The 20,471-nt window shown below is 50.4% G+C and carries 22 protein-coding genes; 9 read left to right on the top strand and 13 right to left on the bottom strand.

The features are described from left to right. Positions 1-43 precede the first annotated feature (43 nt). Positions 44-961, top strand: coding sequence for a TIM barrel protein (locus FPG75_RS07870; protein WP_143306212.1), 918 nt, complete (start codon positions 44-46; stop codon positions 959-961). A 60-nt stretch (positions 962-1,021) separates the two neighbouring features. On the opposite strand, the gene FPG75_RS07865 is transcribed toward FPG75_RS07870, so the two are convergent. Both FPG75_RS07865 and FPG75_RS07860 read right to left on the bottom strand, forming a co-directional pair. Next, on the bottom strand, positions 1,022-2,179 hold the full coding sequence (locus tag FPG75_RS07865; RefSeq protein WP_143306211.1) for a glycoside hydrolase family 172 protein: 1,158 nt from the start codon (positions 2,177-2,179) through the stop codon (positions 1,022-1,024). A gap of 256 nt (positions 2,180-2,435) precedes the next feature. Next, the gene (locus FPG75_RS07860) at positions 2,436-3,047 is read right to left on the bottom strand and encodes a Crp/Fnr family transcriptional regulator (RefSeq protein ID WP_201747907.1); all 612 of its coding nucleotides are present in this window, start codon (positions 3,045-3,047) and stop codon (positions 2,436-2,438) included. 107 nt (positions 3,048-3,154) lie between these two features. Between FPG75_RS07860 and FPG75_RS07855 the strand changes: the two genes are divergently transcribed. After that, positions 3,155-3,853: an HAD family hydrolase gene (locus tag FPG75_RS07855; RefSeq protein ID WP_236652745.1), complete on the top strand. Its 699-nt coding sequence runs from the start codon at positions 3,155-3,157 to the stop codon at positions 3,851-3,853. Further along, a complete protein-coding gene (locus FPG75_RS07850) occupies positions 3,850-4,470 on the top strand; it encodes a chloramphenicol acetyltransferase (protein WP_143306209.1) in 621 nt (206 codons plus the stop codon). The genes FPG75_RS07855 and FPG75_RS07850 overlap by 4 nt, the downstream gene beginning before the upstream one ends. Before the next feature lie 4 nt (positions 4,471-4,474). Here FPG75_RS07850 and FPG75_RS07845 read toward each other — a convergent pair whose 3' ends face one another. Further along, a complete protein-coding gene (locus FPG75_RS07845) occupies positions 4,475-4,948 on the bottom strand; it encodes a hypothetical protein (protein ID WP_143306208.1) in 474 nt (157 codons plus the stop codon). Between the two features lie 144 nt (positions 4,949-5,092). On the opposite strand from FPG75_RS07845, the gene FPG75_RS07840 reads away from it, so the two are divergent. Beyond that, positions 5,093-5,719 (top strand): MarR family winged helix-turn-helix transcriptional regulator, encoded by a 627-nt coding sequence (locus tag FPG75_RS07840; protein ID WP_143306207.1) that lies wholly within the window; start codon positions 5,093-5,095, stop codon positions 5,717-5,719. A 21-nt stretch (positions 5,720-5,740) separates the two neighbouring features. Here the strand turns inward: FPG75_RS07840 and FPG75_RS07835 are convergent, their stop codons facing one another. The 6 genes from FPG75_RS07835 to FPG75_RS07810 form a co-directional block, all read right to left on the bottom strand. Further along, complete coding sequence (locus FPG75_RS07835) at positions 5,741-7,285, bottom strand: right-handed parallel beta-helix repeat-containing protein (protein ID WP_143306206.1); 1,545 nt, start codon at positions 7,283-7,285, stop codon at positions 5,741-5,743. A 125-nt stretch (positions 7,286-7,410) separates the two neighbouring features. Then, positions 7,411-8,346, bottom strand: coding sequence for a zinc metalloprotease (locus tag FPG75_RS07830; protein ID WP_143306205.1), 936 nt, complete (start codon positions 8,344-8,346; stop codon positions 7,411-7,413). A gap of 134 nt (positions 8,347-8,480) precedes the next feature. Continuing rightward, positions 8,481-9,203 (bottom strand): peptidase associated/transthyretin-like domain-containing protein, encoded by a 723-nt coding sequence (locus tag FPG75_RS07825; RefSeq protein ID WP_143306204.1) that lies wholly within the window; start codon positions 9,201-9,203, stop codon positions 8,481-8,483. Between the two features lie 136 nt (positions 9,204-9,339). Then, the gene (locus FPG75_RS07820) at positions 9,340-9,939 is read right to left on the bottom strand and encodes a hypothetical protein (RefSeq protein WP_143306203.1); all 600 of its coding nucleotides are present in this window, start codon (positions 9,937-9,939) and stop codon (positions 9,340-9,342) included. Further along, a complete protein-coding gene (locus tag FPG75_RS07815; RefSeq protein WP_143306202.1) occupies positions 9,923-10,399 on the bottom strand; it encodes an RNA polymerase sigma factor in 477 nt (158 codons plus the stop codon). The genes FPG75_RS07820 and FPG75_RS07815 overlap by 17 nt, the downstream gene beginning before the upstream one ends. After that, positions 10,399-11,241: an alpha/beta fold hydrolase gene (locus tag FPG75_RS07810; protein WP_143306201.1), complete on the bottom strand. Its 843-nt coding sequence runs from the start codon at positions 11,239-11,241 to the stop codon at positions 10,399-10,401. Before FPG75_RS07810 ends, FPG75_RS07815 begins: the two co-directional genes overlap by 1 nt. Positions 11,242-11,395: 154 nt before the next feature. On the opposite strand from FPG75_RS07810, the gene FPG75_RS25975 reads away from it, so the two are divergent. Beyond that, positions 11,396-11,539 (top strand): hypothetical protein, encoded by a 144-nt coding sequence (locus tag FPG75_RS25975; RefSeq protein WP_161596717.1) that lies wholly within the window; start codon positions 11,396-11,398, stop codon positions 11,537-11,539. Between the two features lie 175 nt (positions 11,540-11,714). Here FPG75_RS25975 and FPG75_RS07805 read toward each other — a convergent pair whose 3' ends face one another. Beyond that, positions 11,715-11,990, bottom strand: a complete 276-nt coding sequence (locus tag FPG75_RS07805) for a hypothetical protein (RefSeq protein ID WP_236652743.1) — start codon at positions 11,988-11,990, stop codon at positions 11,715-11,717. Positions 11,991-12,087: 97 nt separating this feature from the next. Here FPG75_RS07805 and FPG75_RS07800 point away from each other — a divergent pair, with 97 nt between their 5' ends. Together FPG75_RS07800 and FPG75_RS07795 are read left to right on the top strand one after the other, a co-directional pair. Beyond that, entirely contained in the window at positions 12,088-12,663 is a 576-nt protein-coding gene (locus tag FPG75_RS07800; RefSeq protein ID WP_143306199.1) for a cupin domain-containing protein, read from the top strand. Between the two features lie 47 nt (positions 12,664-12,710). Continuing rightward, positions 12,711-14,195, top strand: coding sequence for an FAD-dependent oxidoreductase (locus FPG75_RS07795; RefSeq protein WP_143306198.1), 1,485 nt, complete (start codon positions 12,711-12,713; stop codon positions 14,193-14,195). 3 nt (positions 14,196-14,198) lie between these two features. On the opposite strand, the gene FPG75_RS07790 is transcribed toward FPG75_RS07795, so the two are convergent. Beyond that, positions 14,199-15,692: an eCIS core domain-containing protein gene (locus FPG75_RS07790; RefSeq protein ID WP_143306197.1), complete on the bottom strand. Its 1,494-nt coding sequence runs from the start codon at positions 15,690-15,692 to the stop codon at positions 14,199-14,201. Between the two features lie 85 nt (positions 15,693-15,777). Here FPG75_RS07790 and FPG75_RS07785 point away from each other — a divergent pair, with 85 nt between their 5' ends. Both FPG75_RS07785 and FPG75_RS07780 read left to right on the top strand, forming a co-directional pair. Continuing rightward, positions 15,778-16,320, top strand: coding sequence for a dihydrofolate reductase family protein (locus FPG75_RS07785; RefSeq protein WP_143306196.1), 543 nt, complete (start codon positions 15,778-15,780; stop codon positions 16,318-16,320). 86 nt (positions 16,321-16,406) lie between these two features. Beyond that, a complete protein-coding gene (locus tag FPG75_RS07780) occupies positions 16,407-17,390 on the top strand; it encodes an MBL fold metallo-hydrolase (RefSeq protein WP_161596716.1) in 984 nt (327 codons plus the stop codon). 186 nt (positions 17,391-17,576) lie between these two features. Here the strand turns inward: FPG75_RS07780 and FPG75_RS07775 are convergent, their stop codons facing one another. Next, positions 17,577-19,433 carry an OmpA family protein gene (locus FPG75_RS07775; RefSeq protein WP_161596715.1) on the bottom strand — a complete coding sequence of 619 codons (1,857 nt, stop codon included), beginning with the start codon at positions 19,431-19,433 and terminating at the stop codon, positions 17,577-17,579. 16 nt (positions 19,434-19,449) lie between these two features. Then, positions 19,450-20,451, bottom strand: coding sequence for a PorP/SprF family type IX secretion system membrane protein (locus FPG75_RS07770; protein WP_201747906.1), 1,002 nt, complete (start codon positions 20,449-20,451; stop codon positions 19,450-19,452). Between the last annotated feature and the right edge of the window lie 20 nt (positions 20,452-20,471).

Here is a 20,471-nt window from a genome sequence, read left to right as displayed (position 1 = left end):
TAAACGACCCATCATAAATTCCACGATCTTAATTATCATGCTCATGAATGAATCAAGAAGAAATTTTCTGAAGTACAGCAGCCTCGCCATCGGCGGCGCGGCATTGCTCCCGGCTACCTTGCAGGCGGCCTTCAAAGGCAAAGGCATCACTGGCATCCAACTGTATTCTGTTCGCGACGATATGAAGAAAGACCCTGCCGGCACCCTCAAACAACTCGCCGCCATGGGCTATACCACCGTAGAACATGCCAACTATGTGAACCGCAAATTCTATGGCTATACCACCACGGAATTTAAAAAACTGCTCAAGGGTCTCGGCCTCAAAATGCCGAGTGGTCATACCGTACTGCGCCCGCAACATTGGGATGCCGCTAAAAAAGATTTCACCGACGAATGGAAATATACCGTAGAAGATGCCGCCGCCATGGGCCAGCACTATGTGATCAGCCCATGGCTCGATGAAAGTTTGCGCAAAACTTACGACGACTTCAAAACATACATGGACGTTTTCAATAAATGTGGTGAACTTTGTAAAAAGTCCGGCATGAAATTCGGCTACCATAATCACGACTTTGAATTCAGCACGGAACTCAATGGCCGGAAGCTCTTCGACCTGATCCTTCAAAATACCGATCCATCGCTGGTAGCACAACAGCTGGATATCGGTAACATGTACCACGCCGGCGGCATCGCGATGGATATCCTCAAAAAATATCCCAACCGCTTTGAACTGATGCATGTGAAAGATGAAATTAAATCCTCCGGCAAAGGAGAGATGGGCGGCGGCTATGAAAGCACCGTACTGGGCAAAGGCATCATCCCCGTGAAAGATATCATCAAGCTCGGCCTGCAAGCCGGCGGCACCAAATACTTCATCATTGAACAGGAATCGTATCAGGATAAAACACCATTGGCCAGCGCAAAAGAAGACCTCAAGGCCATGCGCAGCTGGGGGTTTTAATATAACTACTTCACTATCCCATTATAAAAAATCCCCCGCTGCTGCGAGGGGATTTTTTTATCAGTTCACTTCCAACATATCTTTTGAAGGCAGCTTCGGAAAAGGTTGATGCGGCTCCGATTGATACCAGTATACCACCGAGGCGATATCAGAATGCTGCGGCAGATAGCGCCCGTCGTGCCGCCAGCCGAGGTCCTGGATGCTTACTTTCAGATCTTTGCCGAAACGCACCGGGTCCATGATATGCCAGCGGTACAAGCCAAAGCGCTGTTGCGACCGGTACGTACCATCGGGCTTCAACACTTGCGGCAGCCCGGAATAAGGCGTGCAGAAAGGCGTATACTTTCCTTCTCTGTCGAAATTATAGGAGCCACAGAAATAATCTTCGGTGCCGGTGCCACAGATCGTGGGAAAGCGGTTATCGCCATCTATGAAAAATTTGATCTCTCCTTCTCCCCACCAGCCATTGTTTGTAACGCCCCAGGCCAGGTATACGCCTACGTACTGGCCTTTACCTTTGATGTTATCAACGATCACATAGTTAGAAGTAGTGTTGGGATTGCTGCGGCGGAATTGCGCATGAAAATAAGCGGCATCGTCCGGCACAGTGGTGAGGGTATAATCCACCTGGTAGTAAAGGCGCATCGCGTCTTTATCGAGGTTCTCCATGGTGATGCGGCATTTCCGCCGGAAGGGCATCGGCCAGTAGCAGTTGAAGGCGCTGCCAGGATTCACGGCTACCGGCAAGGATGTAAGCAAGGCATATTCGCCCCATCCCATGCCGAAGAAGTCGCCCACAGGGCTTTCCACGGAAGGTTCTTTTTCATCATCCCAATAGATGCGCAAAATAGAATAACGCCAGTTGCCGGTAGGCGTCATCCACATATGCTGAATAGCGCCCTGGCCGTCGATCTCCGCGAGCGTCACCGTTTGCCCTGGATTGATCACGATAAAAGGATTCACCTTCCAGCCTTGCCCCAGCTCGCGTGCGGCGCCTGCCGCATTGGCCTGGTTCGGCTTCGACTGATCTTCCGGACGGGCCATCCCGCCCTTGCCCTTCTCCCCCGTAAAATTCTCCGGACTAATGGACCGCGTTTGCGCATCAGAAAGACGGAATATATTGCCCAGATTCATATCCAGGCCATTGAAGCTCCCCGCCTGCTGCGCACGCACCTGCGTGAAGGCAAACAGCAATAGGAACAAACTTAGTTTTCTCATGAAGTATTGCTTTATAACGTGAAATAGGAATACTTAATGATACGCAAAAATAAAAGAAGATACAAGCGAAGGTTGTCTGGCTCAGGATTATTTTGATTGAAAGGATTACCATGATTTTTTTTTGCAGGATTAATAAGGATTAAGAAAGGATTCGCGAAGATCTACCCGAAAATCTTTTTTAATCCTTATTAATCCTGCAAAAAAAATCATGGTAATCCTTTCAATCAAAATAATCCTGAGCCAGACAACCTTCGCGCTATTCCGCGTACGCCTTCAACAGCGCTTCCAGCTCGCGTTTTCCGATATCAATACGCAAGCCGGCGAGGCTGATGACGTTTTTTTCGCGGAGCTGGCGGATGGTGCGGTTAAAGCTGCGGACGGTGATGCCGAGGTAATCTGCAAGGTCCTTTTTGGAGAAAGAAATTTGCTGATCGGCGGCCAGCATCAGAAGGCGGAGCAGACCGTATTCAATGGGATAGAGTTGTTGATAGGAAGCGCGTTCGCAGGTCTGTCCCAAGCGGATGGCAAGGCTCTCCATCAGCAAACGGTTAAAAGCGGGTTCGGTATTGACCATAGCGGTAAATACATCCTGACGGATCACATACACGCTGAGGTCTGTTACTGCCTCCACATTGCAGAGACAGGGCGTTCCACGCAGGCCTTCCAGGTCGCCAACGATCTCTCCTTTGCCAAGAAATTCGAAAATATAGTCTTTACCGTTATCTTCCGAAATATAACACTTACTGATGCCATCCATTATGACATAAGCATGCTGTATATGGCTGCCCTGGCGGATAAACAGCGATCCCGCCGTAAAGGTTTTCTGGTAAATGGTATTGCCCCCCGCCGTAACGGAGAACTGCTCCATAAAAGATAATAAAGGTAGATTTGTTCTAAGCATATTTGTCTCCGGGACAAATTTCCCGCTTTTCAATCATACGGGATGTAATTTGTAGCTCCTTAAATGTAAAAATAATGATGATCAACCATATTAAAGTAATCGCTTTTGATGCTGACGATACCATGTGGGTGAATGAACCTTATTTCCGCGAAACAGAAGACAAATTCGCACAATTGCTGGAAGACTATCTCCCGCACCACAGCGTATCACAGGAGCTTTTCAAAACAGAGATGCAAAACCTTCCGCTGTATGGCTACGGCATTAAGGGCTTGATGCTGTGCATGATAGAAACCATCCTGCGGGTATCGGAAAATACGGCCAATCCCCTGCTGATACAAAAGGTGATCGAATACGGCCAGGAGATGCTCAACAAACCCATCGAGCTGCTGGACCATGTAGAAACCGTGTTACAGGCGCTGCATGGCAAATACAAGCTGGTAGTAGCTACCAAGGGCGATCTGCTGGATCAGGAACGGAAACTGACCAAATCCGGCCTCTCTCATTATTTCCATCACATCGAAATCATGAGCGACAAAAAAGAAAAAGACTACCGGAAACTGCTGCGCCACCTCGATTGCAAGCCGGAAGAATTCCTGATGCTGGGTAATTCCCTTAAATCTGACGTGCTGCCCGTGCTGGCCCTCGGCGCTTATGCGATACATATCCCCTATCATATCACCTGGATACACGAAGAGGTGACCCACAATGTAGAAGATCCGAAATTCTTCAAAGTGGACGCCATTGCCGACATCCTTCCACACCTGATATCATGAAACAATTGCTGAATATAGATACCTGGGCAAGAAAAGATCATTTCCATTTCTTCCGCCAGTTTGAAGAACCATTTTTTGGCGTTTGTATAGAGATAGATTGTACCGGCGCTTATGAACGGGCGAAGGCGCAAGACGTTTCGTTTTTCCTGTACTACCTGCATGCCTCGCTGGTGGCGGCTAACAGCATCCCCGCGTTCCGCTATCGCATCAACGAGGGGCAGGTGTGGCTATACGATGAAGTACATGCTTCGCCTACCATCAACCGGCCCGATGGCACTTTCGGATTTGCCTACATGAATTATCATGCCCACCTGCCAACCTTTGTGGAACACAGCAGTAAAGAGATTGAGCAGGTGCAGCAAAGCACCGGCCTTGTGCCCGCCACCAGCGGCGAAAATGTGATCCACTACAGCGCCATGCCCTGGCTCAATTTCACGTCGGTATCCCATGCGCGTTGCTTCTCCTTCCCGGACAGCTGCCCGAAGATCGCATTTGGCAAGATGAGCCAGAAAGATGGACGGCGCGTAATGCCGGTATCCATACATGTGCATCATGCACTGGTAGATGGCTACCAGGTAGGACAGTTTGCAGATGCGTTTCAGGAGTTGATGAAGTAAGGCATCAGGAAAATTTGAAAACACTTAGTAATATCACGACAAAAAGCAATGCCAGCTGCACGATATGAAATGTATTGAGCCTGCCTTTCAATAGTACCATATCGTTGGTATTGCTATCCCCTGCTGCCATGGCTTTCTGCAAGCGGTTGCGCTGTCTGCCGCCGAAAGCCAGTGCGTTGATGATCAATAACAACACCAGCCCGAACTTGATACGGAACCATAGCTGCTCGCCAAATACGCCATGGGTCATCGCCATCATGCCTACGCCCGTGAGAATGATCAGGCCAATGCCTGCACGCATCAGCAACATAAATGGCGACATCGCCTGTAATACAATACCGGCGCCGGCTCTGCCCCGGTCATATTGTTTCCAGAATTGACGGAAGATAACCGCATCCACCACAGTGGTGCCGGCAAACAGTAATAGCCCGATAATATGCAACAGCAACAGGCTTTGAAAAAGGGTTTGTGTAGACATCTGATTTCAGTTTTTAAGTGAACAGATGTAACAGGAAGGTATAACAGATCCGAAGTAATCTACACAAAGATATAACGATTCAGTAGTAATATCCAAATTTCCGAAGTACTTTTTGTAAATTTACTTCGGAAACGCAATAACTATATGAACAAAGCTGTTACACTGATCACCGCCTGGGGCGCATTTGATACGCAGCACCCGGAAGCCAGTCTTGAAGATTTCTGCCGTCACTACCTCGCACAGCAACAACAGCCGCCGGCCGCAAAGCCCGGCAAATACCAGCCCAATACCAGTGCGGGCATGCTCATGCGGACCATCGGCCGCATTTTTAAACTACACACCATCTACGCTGCCGCCGCCCTGGAAGGCACTGGCATCGCCAATATTGACGAATACGCCCTGCTCAATGCGATCATGTTGCTACATGAGCCCCGCAAAACAGAAGCGATCTATGCCGCCCTGCAAGAGCTGTCTACCGGCGCCGATAAACTCAACCGCCTCAGGAAGCAGGGCTACCTCAAGGAATACGATGATCCGGATGACAAGCGATCCAAGCGCCTGAAAGTAACCGGGAAGGGAGAAAAAGTGATGACACAATGCCGCAAGCGCATCAGCCAGCTCGCAGAAATGATGATGCACGACCTCAGCGAGGACGATAAACAACTCGCCCTCCAGCTGCTCAAAGGCGTGGAAACAAAATTTACCGGCAGCTGGCAAAGCCACAAAGGACAAGGGTTTGAAGAGATATACGACAGCGTGATGCGCAGCTAGTTAGTACATCATCTACCTGGCTTATTGTTGCGCGCCCTCGCTGATCTTTCCGGATTGCACCCTCGGATTCCCGTCGATATCCGTTGTGCCATTCACGGCATCGCTGATCACCAGGCCACTGTTCTTTGCAGGCGAGGATGGCTGAATGTGCAGATCGGGCTGTGAAGTGCTTACCAGCAGCGGATCTGCACCGTAGGTAGATGCCGCATCCGCGCCGCTGGTAGTTTTCCAGCTATCAAAACTTGCGATGGGAGCGCCATTAGTGCTGTTCCACAACCATTGCGGTGTGCCGGTAGTGAAATACAGGTTGTTATCGATCACATTACCAGAACCGGTATTGGTATATTTATGGATGAAGATATCTACCGGTCGCGCATATACGATATTATTCCGGATAACGTTATTAAAGCAATTTTCAGTAAGCCGTATCTCTCCTTCTATCTCCCCGAAAGCGCCGCTTGCCTTATCATTCTGAAAAAGGGTATTGTTCACCACCTGGCAGTCGTAAGTGCCGCCAGACGTGAAGTTCAGGTAACCGCCCATATAGATGCCAGTGCGCCAGCAGTTGTATACAAAATTGTTACGTACGATCGTTGTTTTCGTGGGGAAGAGATCATTTTCACTGACCATGCCGATGCCCCGGTCGCAATCATGTACAATATTACGTTCCACCACCGTATTAGTACCGCCGCAAACATAGATAGCGATGGCCCCGTAGTTGTTGGCGCCCCATACATCCACGCTATTGCTCATGGACACATTATACAGCTCATTATCGCTCACTACGCCATTACGCGCGAAGTTGGTAGCAGGCGCGCCGCCTTTGTTAAGGCCGCCGCCATCCGCGATGATGATACCGATATTTTCTGTGTGATATATTTTGTTATGGCTGATCGTGAATCCGTCTACATTGCCGCCGATAGTGATGTTTTCACTCGTACCGGTCCAGGTGTCGTGTACCGTACAGCCGGTGATGAGCAGGTTAGTGATAGCGCTGCTGCCATTGCCGATCACCAGTATGGCGTGCGCACTGCGCCAGTTCTGCAAGGTAGCTCCGTTCTTGATATTGTAAATATTGCAATTTTTGATGTTGATATGATGAGAATCCCCGTTGATGGCGATGCCTTCCGGATCGGTATTGAAAGCATTGGAGATGAGATTGCAGATATCAAAACCTTCGAGAGAAAGATAGCGGGTATTGCTGATGGCGACGAGGGATTTCCAGCCATCCACCGTGATATAACTGCCATCTATCACGGGCTTTTCGCCCGGATAGGCCTTTACCGTGATCCACGCATCGGAGGTACCGGAGTGCGGAAACACCAGCTGCTCATAATAAATACCACCGCGGGCTACCACGGTATCTCCTGCCATCGCCTTGTTCAATGCGGCTTTCATGGTTTTTAGCGGCAGCTCCGGCGCGCCGCTGTTATTATCATTTCCTTGTGGCGATACATAGTAGGTATGCGCTTTCTTGCTATTGTTATCTGGCGTTGGCTGTCCTCCCTTGCTGCAGGCAGCGGCCAGTATCGCGAGGGTGATGAGTTTTAATATTTGCGTGGTCATACCTGAACTACAACAAAACAGGAAAAACGGGTGACAATACCCGGGCTTTAGCTCCTACGGAGCTGATTGCAGCGGCTTAATGCGATCAGCTCCGCCCAAAGTGATCTACCAACATCTAAGCCGGTTCATTTTTCCTGTGCCTGTTCGGTACAAGGTGTATTGGTATCATTCAGCAGCTGGCTTGTGCGCGCTTTCTGGCACTGCATCCTGTTCAGTTCCACTTGCAGGTTGGCAACAGGCCCCATCAGATTTTTAGGATGGTTGCTGTGGTGCACTACGCCCACATCGTCAGTGCCATTGGTATCTCTTGCGAGGCCCAGTGCATGGCCCAGTTCATGTGCTCCGATGGTGATCAGTGTATCATCATTCGGATAACCGTTGGTGCGTACTAGTGAGCCATCGTTGTTGGAACCGAACTGCGTGATGCCGGGCGTACCGGCGAGCATATTGTCCACGAAGTAAAGATTGTAGCAGGTCTGGCTTCGCGACAGCTTGAGCGTATCTTCCAGATCGGCTTTATTGTTAGCGTATGGGTCAATGAAATTTTTCATCTGGATATGTTTGATCTCCGAGATGGTAAAGCGCAGGCAACACTGGCCCGTGCCGCCACAGCCCCAGATCTTGTTGATACCATCTATCACGCGCTTCACGCGATTGTCGTCGATCACAGGATTGCCTTGCGCGTCGGTAGCCACTTTAATGCTGAGGCATAGCTCGAGGCAATGGCCCGAATCAATATAGATAACATCGGCGCCATGAGGGATGGCGCCTTCTTCAATACCCGATCCTGGCGGCAGGCCGCCGCCTTCATACAGGCTGCCATCAGGCATGATGATAAACGCACATTTACAGGCTGCTGCCTGCGTACCGAAGATAGCCCAGGAACGCGTGGCAGTAACAATACAAAAAGCGCCAGGTACGCAGCTGCCGCTGCAATAGTCTTTTCTGATGGTACGCCGTACCAGGCCACAGGCGCCAGCTACCACAGGTCCGGCAGAAAAAAGCCAGATAATAAAAATGACGATCAGACCGAGGATGAGGAGGATAATGACGACTTTCATACATCAGGTATTTAATGAGGGAATATCAAGCCATTCGGGGTCGGCTACTACGATGCATTGTTTTTGGGGGTATGTGCTATCGGGATTATCTATGTTAAAGTTAGGACTAATAAATGGCTTCCACCTAAAAAATCTTATTTGCCCCTGCGGCGGTTCGCCTTAAAATATTCGCCGCTATCGCGGATGTACTCATAGAACTGGTAATCGTTTGCGAAGTATAACAACATCTCGTAACTAGGGCGATAGCGTACCATGAATACGTCGAGGTCCGGAGGCACGAGGCCGGTGATACGGGCCACCAGAGCGCGGTTGAAGCGCTTATCAACATATTTGTCGCGTTCATCCTGTTCCAGCAGGCGGCGGAAAGCCTCCATGCGCTTGGCTTTCTTGATGCCGAAGAGCAGATCGAGGTTGAGGCCTGCCACTCCCCCGCTATTGGAAAAATATTCACGCTGATAATCGAATACCCGGCGGTATTCTTCCCGGTTCTCGATGGAGTCGCGGTAGTAGTCTTTCAGCTTCCTGGACGACACTTCCACTGTGCGCAGCACTTGTACATCTACCTGCATCTTGATATCCAGCGGGCGGTGTATATTGATCTCGGATACGGCAAATTTGTTGGTGGGCTTCCCCTGGTAAGAAAACCAGATGGTATCTTCTTTCGACAGATTGATGGAATAGCGTCCCATAGAGTCGGTGACGGCGCCTGCTCCGGAAGCGGATCGCACGCTCACGCCCGACAAGCCCATACGGGCCGTGCGCTCATACACCGTACCGCTGATGCGCACCTGGGCGCCAAGGGCCTGGCATAACAGGCATAACAACAGCAGTGTGACTAACTTTCGCAGATAAACCATTCTAAACATTCATTCCAAGCTAAGAAAATTTACGGATTTCTTGATTTACGGATTTTTTGATTTACGAATTTCTTGATTTAGGGAGAACTGAGGTATCCCTCAAATCAAAAAATCCGTAAATCAAAAAATCCGTAAATCAAGAAATGCTCACATCCCTCAATTGCGCCTGGCATTCCTCTATCCGTGAGATGATGCTGTTGAGCTCCGATTGCTGTTCCTTTATTTTTTTTGGCCTTACAACAAACCACATGTAGGCAAAGAAACCAAAAGTGAGGGCATAGCCGCCAAACAGCCATGCGGCGGGCTTGTGCGATAATGGCTCGAACAGGTATAAGGCGGCGCCGGCCGTCAGCAGGAGGAAATAGACGGACATGATCGTGCGGGAAGTGTATTCCTGTTTCTTCCGGATGATAAGGAGCGCGCGGAGATAATCGGTGCTGGCTTGTGACTGATCCGCGCCGATGGCCTGCACAAAGCGCAGCTGGTTCACCACCATGATCACAATAGCCACGATCAGCAGGCTCACGCCAGCTTTGGTGCTGGCGAAGTGCAGGGTAGACAGGCACCAGATACAGATTACAGCGGCCAAGGTGGCTGCCAGCAAAAGAATCAGCAGGATGGCCTTCTTCCGCAGCTGCTGCCGCACCGAGCGGGCCTTTTGCAGCACCGCCTCAAAATCTGGCGTGGTGGCGGGTTGCCGGCTCCATAACGCTTTCAGGTCAAACTCGTTCTTCATGCTTTGCAAATTTCTCGGTTAACTTTTCTTTGATGCGGTGGACCTTCACCCTCACATTCGCCTCAGAGATACCTACGATATTGGCTATCTCAGCCTGCCTCACATCTTCCAGCTCCAATGAGATAATGATACGGTCTGTCTCTGGCAGCGCAGCGATATACTTGTACAGCAATGCTGTTTGTTCTTCGATGTTGGAAACAGGCTGCTCGGGCACCTCTGCCGGCAGTTCCGAGCCCGGGAGGCGCTTCGCCCTTTCGATCTGCCGCAGGCATTGGTTAGTGGCGATCCGGAATATCCAGGTGCCGATAGCAGATTCATTCCTGAACTTCGGCAAGGCCTGCCAGATAAGCAGGAAGCTGTCTTGCGCAATATCCTTCGCCCATTCGCTGTCATTCACAAACCCCATGCATAAACGAAATACTTTGGGCCAGTATTCGGCGTAAATCTTTTTAAAATCCATCAGTGAATAAAACTGTCGAGTTGTTGATTGTACCAGTCTGTATCGTCGTACATGATAAAGTGCAAGCCTTTGGTGGCGTATTTCAGGTTGGCGCCATCCAGCTTTTTGTATTGCGCTGCGATCTGTGGCATCAGGTTTACAAAATAAGCTTCCAATAGTATCAGGTTCGGACACTTAATATTAGCAATTTTTTCTCTTAGATCCGTATTGCTGAAATCGCAGAACATTTGCGCGAAGGTAGCACGGTCGCTTTTCATGCTCCAGCTCACGATCTGGGCCTGCCTGCTGGTATCCGCGCACAGACGGCCAACACCGCCTTTCTGCATTTTGTAGAACTGCTCATCGCTGATGACGGTAAATTGTTTTACGACAGGGCTGCAATCATTGTTCTCTTTCACTTTAAAAGCGGGATTGGTTATGGCCATCAGGCAAGGCAGGGCGTCCACTACCACTATTTTGCCGCACAGCTCGGGGTAGTCTGCAGCCAGGGCCAAGGCCAAACCGCCGCCCATACTATGTCCTACGATGATGGGTTGATCTATCTTTTGTTCTTTGATATATGCAGCAATCGCTTTTTCCCAGTTGGCGAAAGAGGCGCCCGGCTGTGCAGGCACTCCCGCGAAACCCGCCATGGTAAGGGTGATACAACGGAAATCCTTTTCGTAACGGGCACGTGTTTCATTCCACTCATCACCGGAGCAGGTGAAACCTGGAATAAACAGGATGGTTTGACGGCCATGACCGGAAATCTTTGCTTCGAAAGGATAAACAGTAGCGCTTTTAGCAGCAAAAGCAGTGGTAGACAGCAGCGCCAGTACAAAGGCAAGGAATATGTTTTTCATATCAATGAATTTATTTTGCCTTTTAGATACCAACCTTTTCAAAATGTTACAGTGAAGAAAAATATTTTTTTTGAGCCCGCTATAAATCCCCTTTTTCCGTGATTGATAGACCTGGATGATTGCTGTAAATTTCAGGTAACCTAATCTGTACATCATGAAAAAGAAAAACACTTCCAGGCTGAAGCTCGTCAAGATCAAGGTTTGCGCACTCAGCAAACCGGTACCCGAAAACGAAAAAGAACGTTCCCTGGTGACCACCCGGTTCATCAGCTGTGGGGAAACCCAATGGGTATGCTAACAACGTATATCCGTAGTAGTTATTAGTTTTGGCCTCCCGGTTATAGCGGGAGGCTTTTTTGTATGTTTTGCTAGCGCTCATATTTTTTTTGATACCCGGGTATCCCGGGATGCTCCGGATATCCCCGATACGCGGGATACCCGGGCTGACGCCCGGGCCTACCGGGCTATCGCCCCTACGGGGCTGATTGTGGCGATGCAACACGATTACATTGGGTTTCGCCCCTACGGGGCGATATGTTGTTAGCCCGCATCGCATCTACCAATATGCCGCCCCATAGGGGCGATATGTTGGTAGCCCGCATCGCATCTACCAATATGCCGCCCCATAGGGGCGATATGTTGGTAGCCCGCATCGCATCTACCAATATGCCGCCCCATAGGGGCGATATGTTGGTAGCCCGCATCGCATCTACCAATATGCCGCCCCGTAGGGGCGGTAGCAACCGCATTCATCAAACCCCGCTACCAAATATGATCTACGCTTCAATCATTCACTTCCGTCCTTTTCAATAAAAAACTGTAATTTTTAACTATAAAACCCCAGCTATGAAACGCAGTCATTTTATCAAAAGCGCTATTGCCGCTTCGTCCGCGTGCCTGCTTCCACTCGTATCTTCTGCTAAATGGATCACCAGGCATATCACCGGCAAAGGATTTTTTGTTGCCGCCGGGAAAGACCGCCACGATAAAGCTTTTTCACTGTTCGAAGGAGATACCTTCTATACCAAAGTATCCACGCAAGACACCAACGGAAGCCTGTATATATTTGAATCCACGCGCGACAAAAAAGGCGGCCCTCCCCTGCATTTCCACTATGAGCAGGATGAATGGTGGTATGTGATGGAAGGTGAATTTCTGATAAAAGTAGGCGAAGATGTTTTTCATGCGAAACCGGGCGATAGCGTATTCGGCCCGAGAATGGTGCCACATGCCTTCGCCAAGATCAACGACGGGAACGCCAGGATCATGATCACTTTCCAGCCGGCGGGAAAGATGGAAGAAAATTTCAGGGCAATCAGCGAAGGCCTTACCAAAAATATGACAGAACAAGAAAGGGCCGCATTCCGCAAAGCCCACGGCTTCGAAGTGGTAGGCCCCGCGCTTGGCTATCTGAAGCAGTGAATAACACTTTTTCATCACAAGCGGCAACAATTCTTTACATTTAATACATGGAAAAGATAACGCCCAAGGATATACGTTATGCCGACCTTTCCGGCAAAAGATTCAACAAACGCTTTGCCGGAAAGCCTGAATACATCTATCTCCCTACCTCTACACAAGAGGTGATAGCAGCCGTACAATCCGCTGTGAGCAATCATTTGCGGCCAGTGGTGCGCAGCGGTGGCCATTGTCTTGAAGGATTTGTCAGCGATCCTGCCGCACAGGTATTGATCGATACTTCTCTGATGACAGGTCTTTACTATGATGCAGCCAAAGCTGCCTTCGCCGTAGAAGCCGGTGTTACGGTGGGCGAGATGTACCGCAGACTGTTCCTGCAATGGGGCGTAGTGCTCCCTGCCGGCGAACATCCGGGCATCGGTATGGGCGGGCATGTGCTGGGCGGCGCTTTCGGCTTCCTCTGCAAGGAATATGGACTGGCGGCCGATTACCTCTATGCGGTAGAACTGGTGGCCGTAGATGCATCCGGCAAAGCACACAGTGTGGTGGCCACCCGCGAAGCCGATGACCCTCGCCGCGAGCTGTGGTGGGCGCATACCGGCGCAGGTGGCGGTAACTTCGGTATCGTTACCCGCTATTGGCTGCGCTCTCCCGGAACAGATGGTAAAGATCCTTATACCGCCCTTCCGAAGGCGCCAGCCACCATCACTACTTTTCGTGTATCCTGGGATTGGCCTGCTATCGACGAGGCCGCATTTTCCCGGCTGGCACAGGGTTTCGGCGAATGGTGCCTGCAACACAAGAATGAAGACTCTCCTTACAATTCTTTATTCAGCATATTATTTTTGAATCACCGCAACATCGGCAAACTGGAAATAAGAGGCCTCTCCACCGCCGCCAATGCCACAGCGCTGATCAATGCACACCTCGCCGCCGTTGCGGCGCCTGTGGGCGCGCCTTACAGCGCACAGCTGGAAGAAAGCCCCTGGCTGCGCTTTGCGCTCAACCCATTTCCTGAATTATTCCAACCGGGCTTCGATAATGTACAAGCCAAAATAAAAGACGCCTTCTTCCGCCGCCCGCTCAGCAACGAACAGATTGCCACCGCTTACCGCTACCTTACCGCCAATGCCCCCATCGGCGGCATGCTGGGCATGGCTACCTATGGCGGCAAAGTGAATACCATCGCGCCGGATGCCACGGCATCTGCACAAAGAGATTGTATCATGGATGTAGCCTGCAATACGGGCTGGATCACACCGGAAGGCGAAGCGCCCAGCTTATCATGGGTGCGCAACTTTTACAAAGACCTGTTCGCCCACACTGGCGGCGTACCCCTGCCTAACGAACAAACCGATGGCAGCATGATCAACCATCCGGATACAGACCTCGCCACGGCAGAATGGAACCAGTCGGACATTCCGTGGTATACACTTTATTACAAGGAGAACTATCCACGCCTGCAACGCGTGAAAGCGCAATGGGACCCTTTGAATGTCTTCTACCATGCCCTGTCGATACAGGCGGCAGAATAAGACTTACTTCTTCCTGCATTTTACTTTAGTGGTCTCTTTCCTCTCCGCTTTGAATTGCTCAATCGTCTTGCCTACACAGTCTACTTCCTGTATACTGGCGTCCAGCGCGTCGCTGAGCAATTTTTCAAATGCTTTTTCTTTTGGCGTATAGGCGTTTATTTTAGCCTGGAAGGCGGCCACATCATCACCGACCTGACCGGAGAAAACCGGGAAAGCATTTGCTGCAATGTTGTTGCGGATAAAGTTGATGAAGGTAAGACCATGTGTGCCTTCATGTTTGCGCAAGGTACGATCGGCGGCGTCTTCGGGGCGCGTACCTACGCCATAGCCTGAAGTTGCGTCAGGGCCGCTCTTTACGCCGTAATGTGTTTGTATGGTGTAAACCAGCATCGGTACGGGCGTAGGATCGAAAGAAGTGATTTTTCCGCCCTTTGAACGGAATCCGGGGGCCGACATAAAAGTGCTGGTATCTGTACGGTCAATGGAAGTTAGCCCGCCATCATCATCTGCCTTGCTTGAATCATAATCATCCGGCAGCAATACGATCTTGATATTCTGGAACTGGTAGTCGACGCCACCGCTGGCATTGGCTTTCCCGTCGTCTGCAACCGGCGTGGATGGCAGCTTCCGGCGGATGAACTCCCACATCTTCTTATTAGCCACATTCGTCTGCATGCCTAATTTCGCCACATAGTCGCGCTTCTGGAATACGCTCAATGCATCAATCTTGCCTGTAATCGTGCTGTTCTTCATATCTTCATCATCGATCAGCGCATTGTCGAACCGGTAGGCATCTACTTTGTCCAGTTCCGCTTTGATCGCGGTTTGGCGTATGTTGTCATCTTTTTCGTCCAGGTATTTCTTTCCTACATTCATTATCGGCACGCTGCGCGTCACCTGCGGATCGCCGGTATTGGTATCAAAGCTTGCGGAGAGATAATCGATCGCGTCGTCATAGCCGGTACCGGCGAGTTTCCGGCCATCGTCGGGAAACCACTGGTGAAGGTCTTGCCAGAATTTAGCTTCTGCATCCAGCGCCTTCCTCGTTTTAAGTTGTTCTTCTTTTTGTACAGGCGTCTTTTGTTGCGGCTGTCTTTGTATCTGTGCACCTTGTCCTTGTTGCACTACATGCGTCAGCTCATGCGCCAGCAGGTGCTGGCCTTCGCGGGTATCGGGCGCAAATTTTCCTGCATTGAAATAAATATCCTGGCCGTATGTAAATGCATTAGCTTGCAGATCGCGGCTGAGCTGCACCGCCGGGGCATCGGTATGAATCCTGACCTGTCCGAAATTATTTTGAAAGCGCTGTTCCATCCAGCTGCGGGTGCGGTCTGGCAGCGGCTCGCCACCGCCTTTGGTGCTATCCAGCAATGCGGCCGTACCGTTCGTAACAGCAGGCATTGACATAACAGGTGAAGAGGTGGCAGCTGTGCCGGAAGACTCACGCGCAGCAGCTGGCCTGGTAAGCGATCTGGTTGTTTTTTCCGAAGAACGCATAGGAGGAATATTTTGGGGTGCATAACAAATATACAAAGAAAAAAACGTTTAGTATGTTTGCAAATTCTTACCAACATATTACTATATGAGAAAAATAATTCTGGACTTAGCAACTACACTCGACGGATTCATTGAAGGCCCTAACGGCGAAATAGACTGGTGCATCATGGATGATGACATGGACATGGAAGGATTTATCGCCAGCATCGATACCATCTTTTACGGGAGAGTGAGTTATGATATGTGGGGCAATTTTCAGCCGCCGGCAGAAGTAAGCGCCACGGAAAAGGCCATCTGGCAAGCGGTGCACTCGAAGAAAAAAATCGTTTTCTCCAGCCAGCAACGTGAAGACGGCCACGCTACCTTCATCTCCACGGATATTGCCGGCCATGTTGCGGCTATCAAACAGGCAACAGGGAAAGACATCTGGCTGTATGGCGGCGCCAAACTCATTGAAACGTTCATCCAGCATGACCTGATCGATGTATACAGAATGTCGGTACATCCTGTTGCGCTGGGAAAAGGAAAACCATTATTCGAAAACCTGCAAAATCGTTTGAACCTTCGACTCGTGAAAGCTAATACTTTCAAATCAGGCGTGGTACAGCTGATCTATGAAAAGGCATAGGCTGGTCTGTTAAATTGGGGTTACGCACAAAAATGTGTGTACGGCCCTACCCATGGTATGCAATATATTTGTGCAAATATTTAGCCATGGAAAGAAGAACATTAGTCAAAAACCTGGTGGTGCTGGGCGTTACAGCGGCGCTGCCCTTGAAACGCCTGCTCGCCGGGAGCCTCCATTCCCTCCCCAACAAACGTCCTTTTCATCAGTTCAAACTGGGTACGCTCGATTTAACCGTGGTGACAGACGGCCACATTGTAATGGCCCCGGTGCAACCTTCTTTTGCGCCGGATATCCCTGCCGCCACCGTTGATAGTCTTTTGCAGCACAGCTTCCGCTCCAGCAAAGAGATCGACCTGGGCATGAATATGCTGGTGATCAAAAAAGATAAACAGTACATCCTTGTAGATACCGGATGTGGCGCGGCTTTCGGGCCACAGGCCGGATGGCTCACCACTACCCTTGCGGATGCCGGCATTCAGCTATCAGCTATCACCGACATCGTGATCACGCATGGCCACCCCGATCATATCGGCGGCCTGCTGAATACGCAGGGCGGGCTTACCTTTCCTAACGCCAACGTATATATGTCGCGCATAGAACACGATTTCTGGATGGCCAACCAACAAGACTTTTCCAAAAGCCGTTTTAAAGAGAAAGAGCTGCTGCACCGCTTCACGCTGGCTACGCAAAAGGCCATCACTACGCTGGGCAAGCGCTTGCACCTGTTTGATCATCCGTCGGAACTGTTTGGCTGTATCCGGCTGGAACTGGCGGCAGGCCATACGCCGGGGCATACGCTGGTACATGTATTTTCGGGAGAAGAAGAAATAGTGCATATCGCCGACCTCCTGCACTCCGATGTGCTGCTGGCGCCGCATCCCGACTGGGGCTTCTACGGCGATACCGATTTCGACCAGGCCGCCGCTACCCGCAAACGCGTGCTGGGCGTACTTGCCGACGGAAAGAAGAAAATATTTGCTTACCATCTCCCCTGGCCGGGAATAGGGCATGTAAGCAGGAACGGAGACGGTTTCAACTGGATATCGGAAGTATATGCCTTCCCTTCCTGATTCACAAAATTAAACGGGTTGCTATGATTAGCAACCCTTGTTTTTACCATATCCTATGAAAAACCAAAAAACTTTTATCAACCGCAAATATAGGCTGGGCACATCATTTTGGTTGTAGTATAAATTCTACAAAAAAAAAGCGCCGGCCAAAAGACCGGCGCCGCCTCATTTGCCGTATGCCTTACTTTAGAAAATCAATTTGAATGTAGAACGGCGGTTCAGTTTATGTTGTGCATCTGTGCAAGGCACTCCATCCACACAACCGTTCACAATATCCTGCTTGCCCTTGTTGCGATAATATAATCTCTTCGGATCGATGCCTTTGCTGGCCAGATAGTTGATCACAGCATAACAACGGAGAGACGACAGATCACTGTTATAAGCTACACTTCCCCTTGAATCGGAATAAGAGATCACCAGCAGCTTCCAGTCGGCATGGCGCTTCATCACTGCGATCAGTTCTTCCAGCATCACACGGTATTCTGTATGAATTTCTGCGCTGTTATAATCGTAGTAGATCTTCAGGTTATCCAGCACCTGTTTGTCCTTTTCCTCTTCAGGCGTGAGTTTGGCGCGATCAGGCACCACCCTGGTAGCCACGGAATTGCCACCCTGCGGATGTTGATCTGTTCCCGTCTTCCCATCATTATCATTCCCTGCAACGCTATCTTTCCCGGTATTCGTTGCGGGCGGATTAACGCGGCTGAAATAATGAGCGTCCATAAAAGTATAAATATCGTCTGCGCCCATACCGCCTTTGCGGTTGGAGGAAAGATAACCTTCATAGCCATTATCTTTCAGTATAAGTCCCATATCATCGCCGCCGGAATTGAAGGGGCGGCGCATGTTCACGGGCTTTTCCCAGGTAGATCTGTTACCCCTTGCCCGGAAGATATCATAGCCGCCCAATCCGGGATAGCCGGTGCTGGAAAAATAAAGTACGCCCTCTTCATTGAGCGTGGGAAAGGCTTCCGCTCCGATCGTATTGAGGTTGGCGCCACAGTTGAGGGGCGGCCCCCAGGAATTGTCTGATTGCTTTTCGCAGTACCAGATATCTGTTTCGCCATATCCGCCGGGGCGGTCGGAAACAAAATAAAGCACGCTGCCGCCTTCTGCCAGCAAAGGATGGCTGGCAGAAAAGCTGTCGATATTAATGCCGGGCAGCAATACGGGCGGTCCCCAGCTGTTGCCCTGCTTCACCGACTGATAAATCACCAGCTTTCTTTTGTTGACAACGCCAGGTTTCCGGCTGCCATTATGCCCTTGTTCATTCACCGTGAAATACAGGGTATCTTCATGCTTGCTCAAACATACCGGGCCTACATGATATGCATATTTCCCGAGCAGCTCGGGATACAGTTCTTCCAGGTAATTTTTGGAATCTCCGGTGGTATATTGACGATAAATGTAGGCCTTGTAATAAGGTTGTTCCATGCGTTTATCTTCGTCCGCCCGCCGGCTGACAGCGCCGGCCAGCTGCATATGATCATAGCCATTGCCTACCAGCAGCAAGGCTTTGGCAGCTACGCCACTGATAAATTCGGAGTTGCCGGTGTTCAGTCCTGCCAGTGCTTTCAGTTCCAGGTCGCTGGCGGCTTGCCAGGCTTGCGCGCTATCGCAGCCTTGCAGGCCGGTTTCACGGCGTTGCAGGCTATCGGCACTGGTGGCGTTGAACAAATGAAATTGCGCTTTGGCTTCATCGTAACGTTCGAGATTGCGCAATACTTCAGCGTAAGCGTAGGTGGCAGAAGCCGGGCTCCCGGGCATCGCTACCACTACTTTATAACATTCGGCGGCATTATCGAAGGCGCCGGTTTCGCGGTAACAGGTGGCCAGTCTGAGCAGCTGCGCTACCGGCATGCGGCGCCCTTTTTTATTCACGATCTTTTCATACAACTTTGCCGCTACTGCATACTCCTGGCGGGCGTATGCCTTTTCCGCCATTTCCAGCAAGCCTGGCTGTTCCTGTGCCTGCAACACACTGGCCATAGCGATGCCGGCCATCAGCAAAACCAGTCGGTTGATAAAAGCGTATTTCAACATCTTCTTCATTTATGGTCTAGAAATAACGGGGGTTTACTACATTGTACTTTTTGGAAGGGAACAGGAGGCCGATGGAGATCTCGTGTGATCCGCCCTGGTAGCCCGCCATCTTATTAATGTTCAGATCATAAGAATAGCCGATGCGCATGCGTTCCGTGGCATAGAACTCCACCAGCGCGCTCGCTGCATTCAATTGCTGCAAGTCGGAAGGCAGGTTGTTCTTCCCCCATAACTTCATACCGGTTCTGTAAGAGGCGCCTACCCACAGCTTTTCACTGATCAGCAGGAAGGCGTTCAGGTCCACGCTGGTAGGCCCTTTGAAGTCTTCCTTGATCATCAGGGAAGGCTTCAGTTTCAGGTCGTCCGAGAGGTTCACCAGCGTGCCCGCCGTGAGATAAAGGTGCTGCGTTTTACGGATCGCCTCATAGCTATAGCCTTTCCAGGAATAACGGCTGATATCTGTATAGGAAGAAAACAGGTCCATAACGGAAACGCCTATATAAAAAGAGGGGCTATAGTAGTATACGCCGAAACGCGCGTCCGGCGTCCATTTGCTCACTTTGCCCACCGGGATGGACTGATCATTATTATCCACATAGCGAAACGCGGTACCATCAATGGAATATTGCGTTACGCCCAGTCCGATGCCCAAACAAAGTCGTTTGGTATCCTCATCATCCAGCGGAATACGGTAAGCATAAGATCCATAGAGCGAGAGCGCATCCTGTGGTCCCAGTTTATCGAAGAGGAACTGCGCGCCTACGCCTACTTTTTTATCGCTGGCAGGCGTGAGCCCATCGATAGAAATAGCGCCGGTACGGGGCGCGCCCGGAAACCCGGCCCACTGGTGCCTGTACACGGCATTCGCATACCACTCCTCCTTATAGCCCGCATAAGCGGGGTTCACCGTTAAACCATTGAACGCGTACTGGCTAAACTGTACATTTTGCTGTGCCTTTACCAGAGATCCCGCCAGTAGCAGCGGGATCATCAGGTATGTAACTAGTTTCTTGTGCATAACATTCATTGTTATTTTAT

This window comes from Chitinophaga vietnamensis, from assembly GCF_902167635.1.
In the GTDB taxonomy this organism is placed as follows: Bacteria; Bacteroidota; Bacteroidia; order Chitinophagales; family Chitinophagaceae; genus Chitinophaga; species Chitinophaga vietnamensis.
This window is presented reverse-complemented; position numbering and strand designations above follow the sequence as displayed.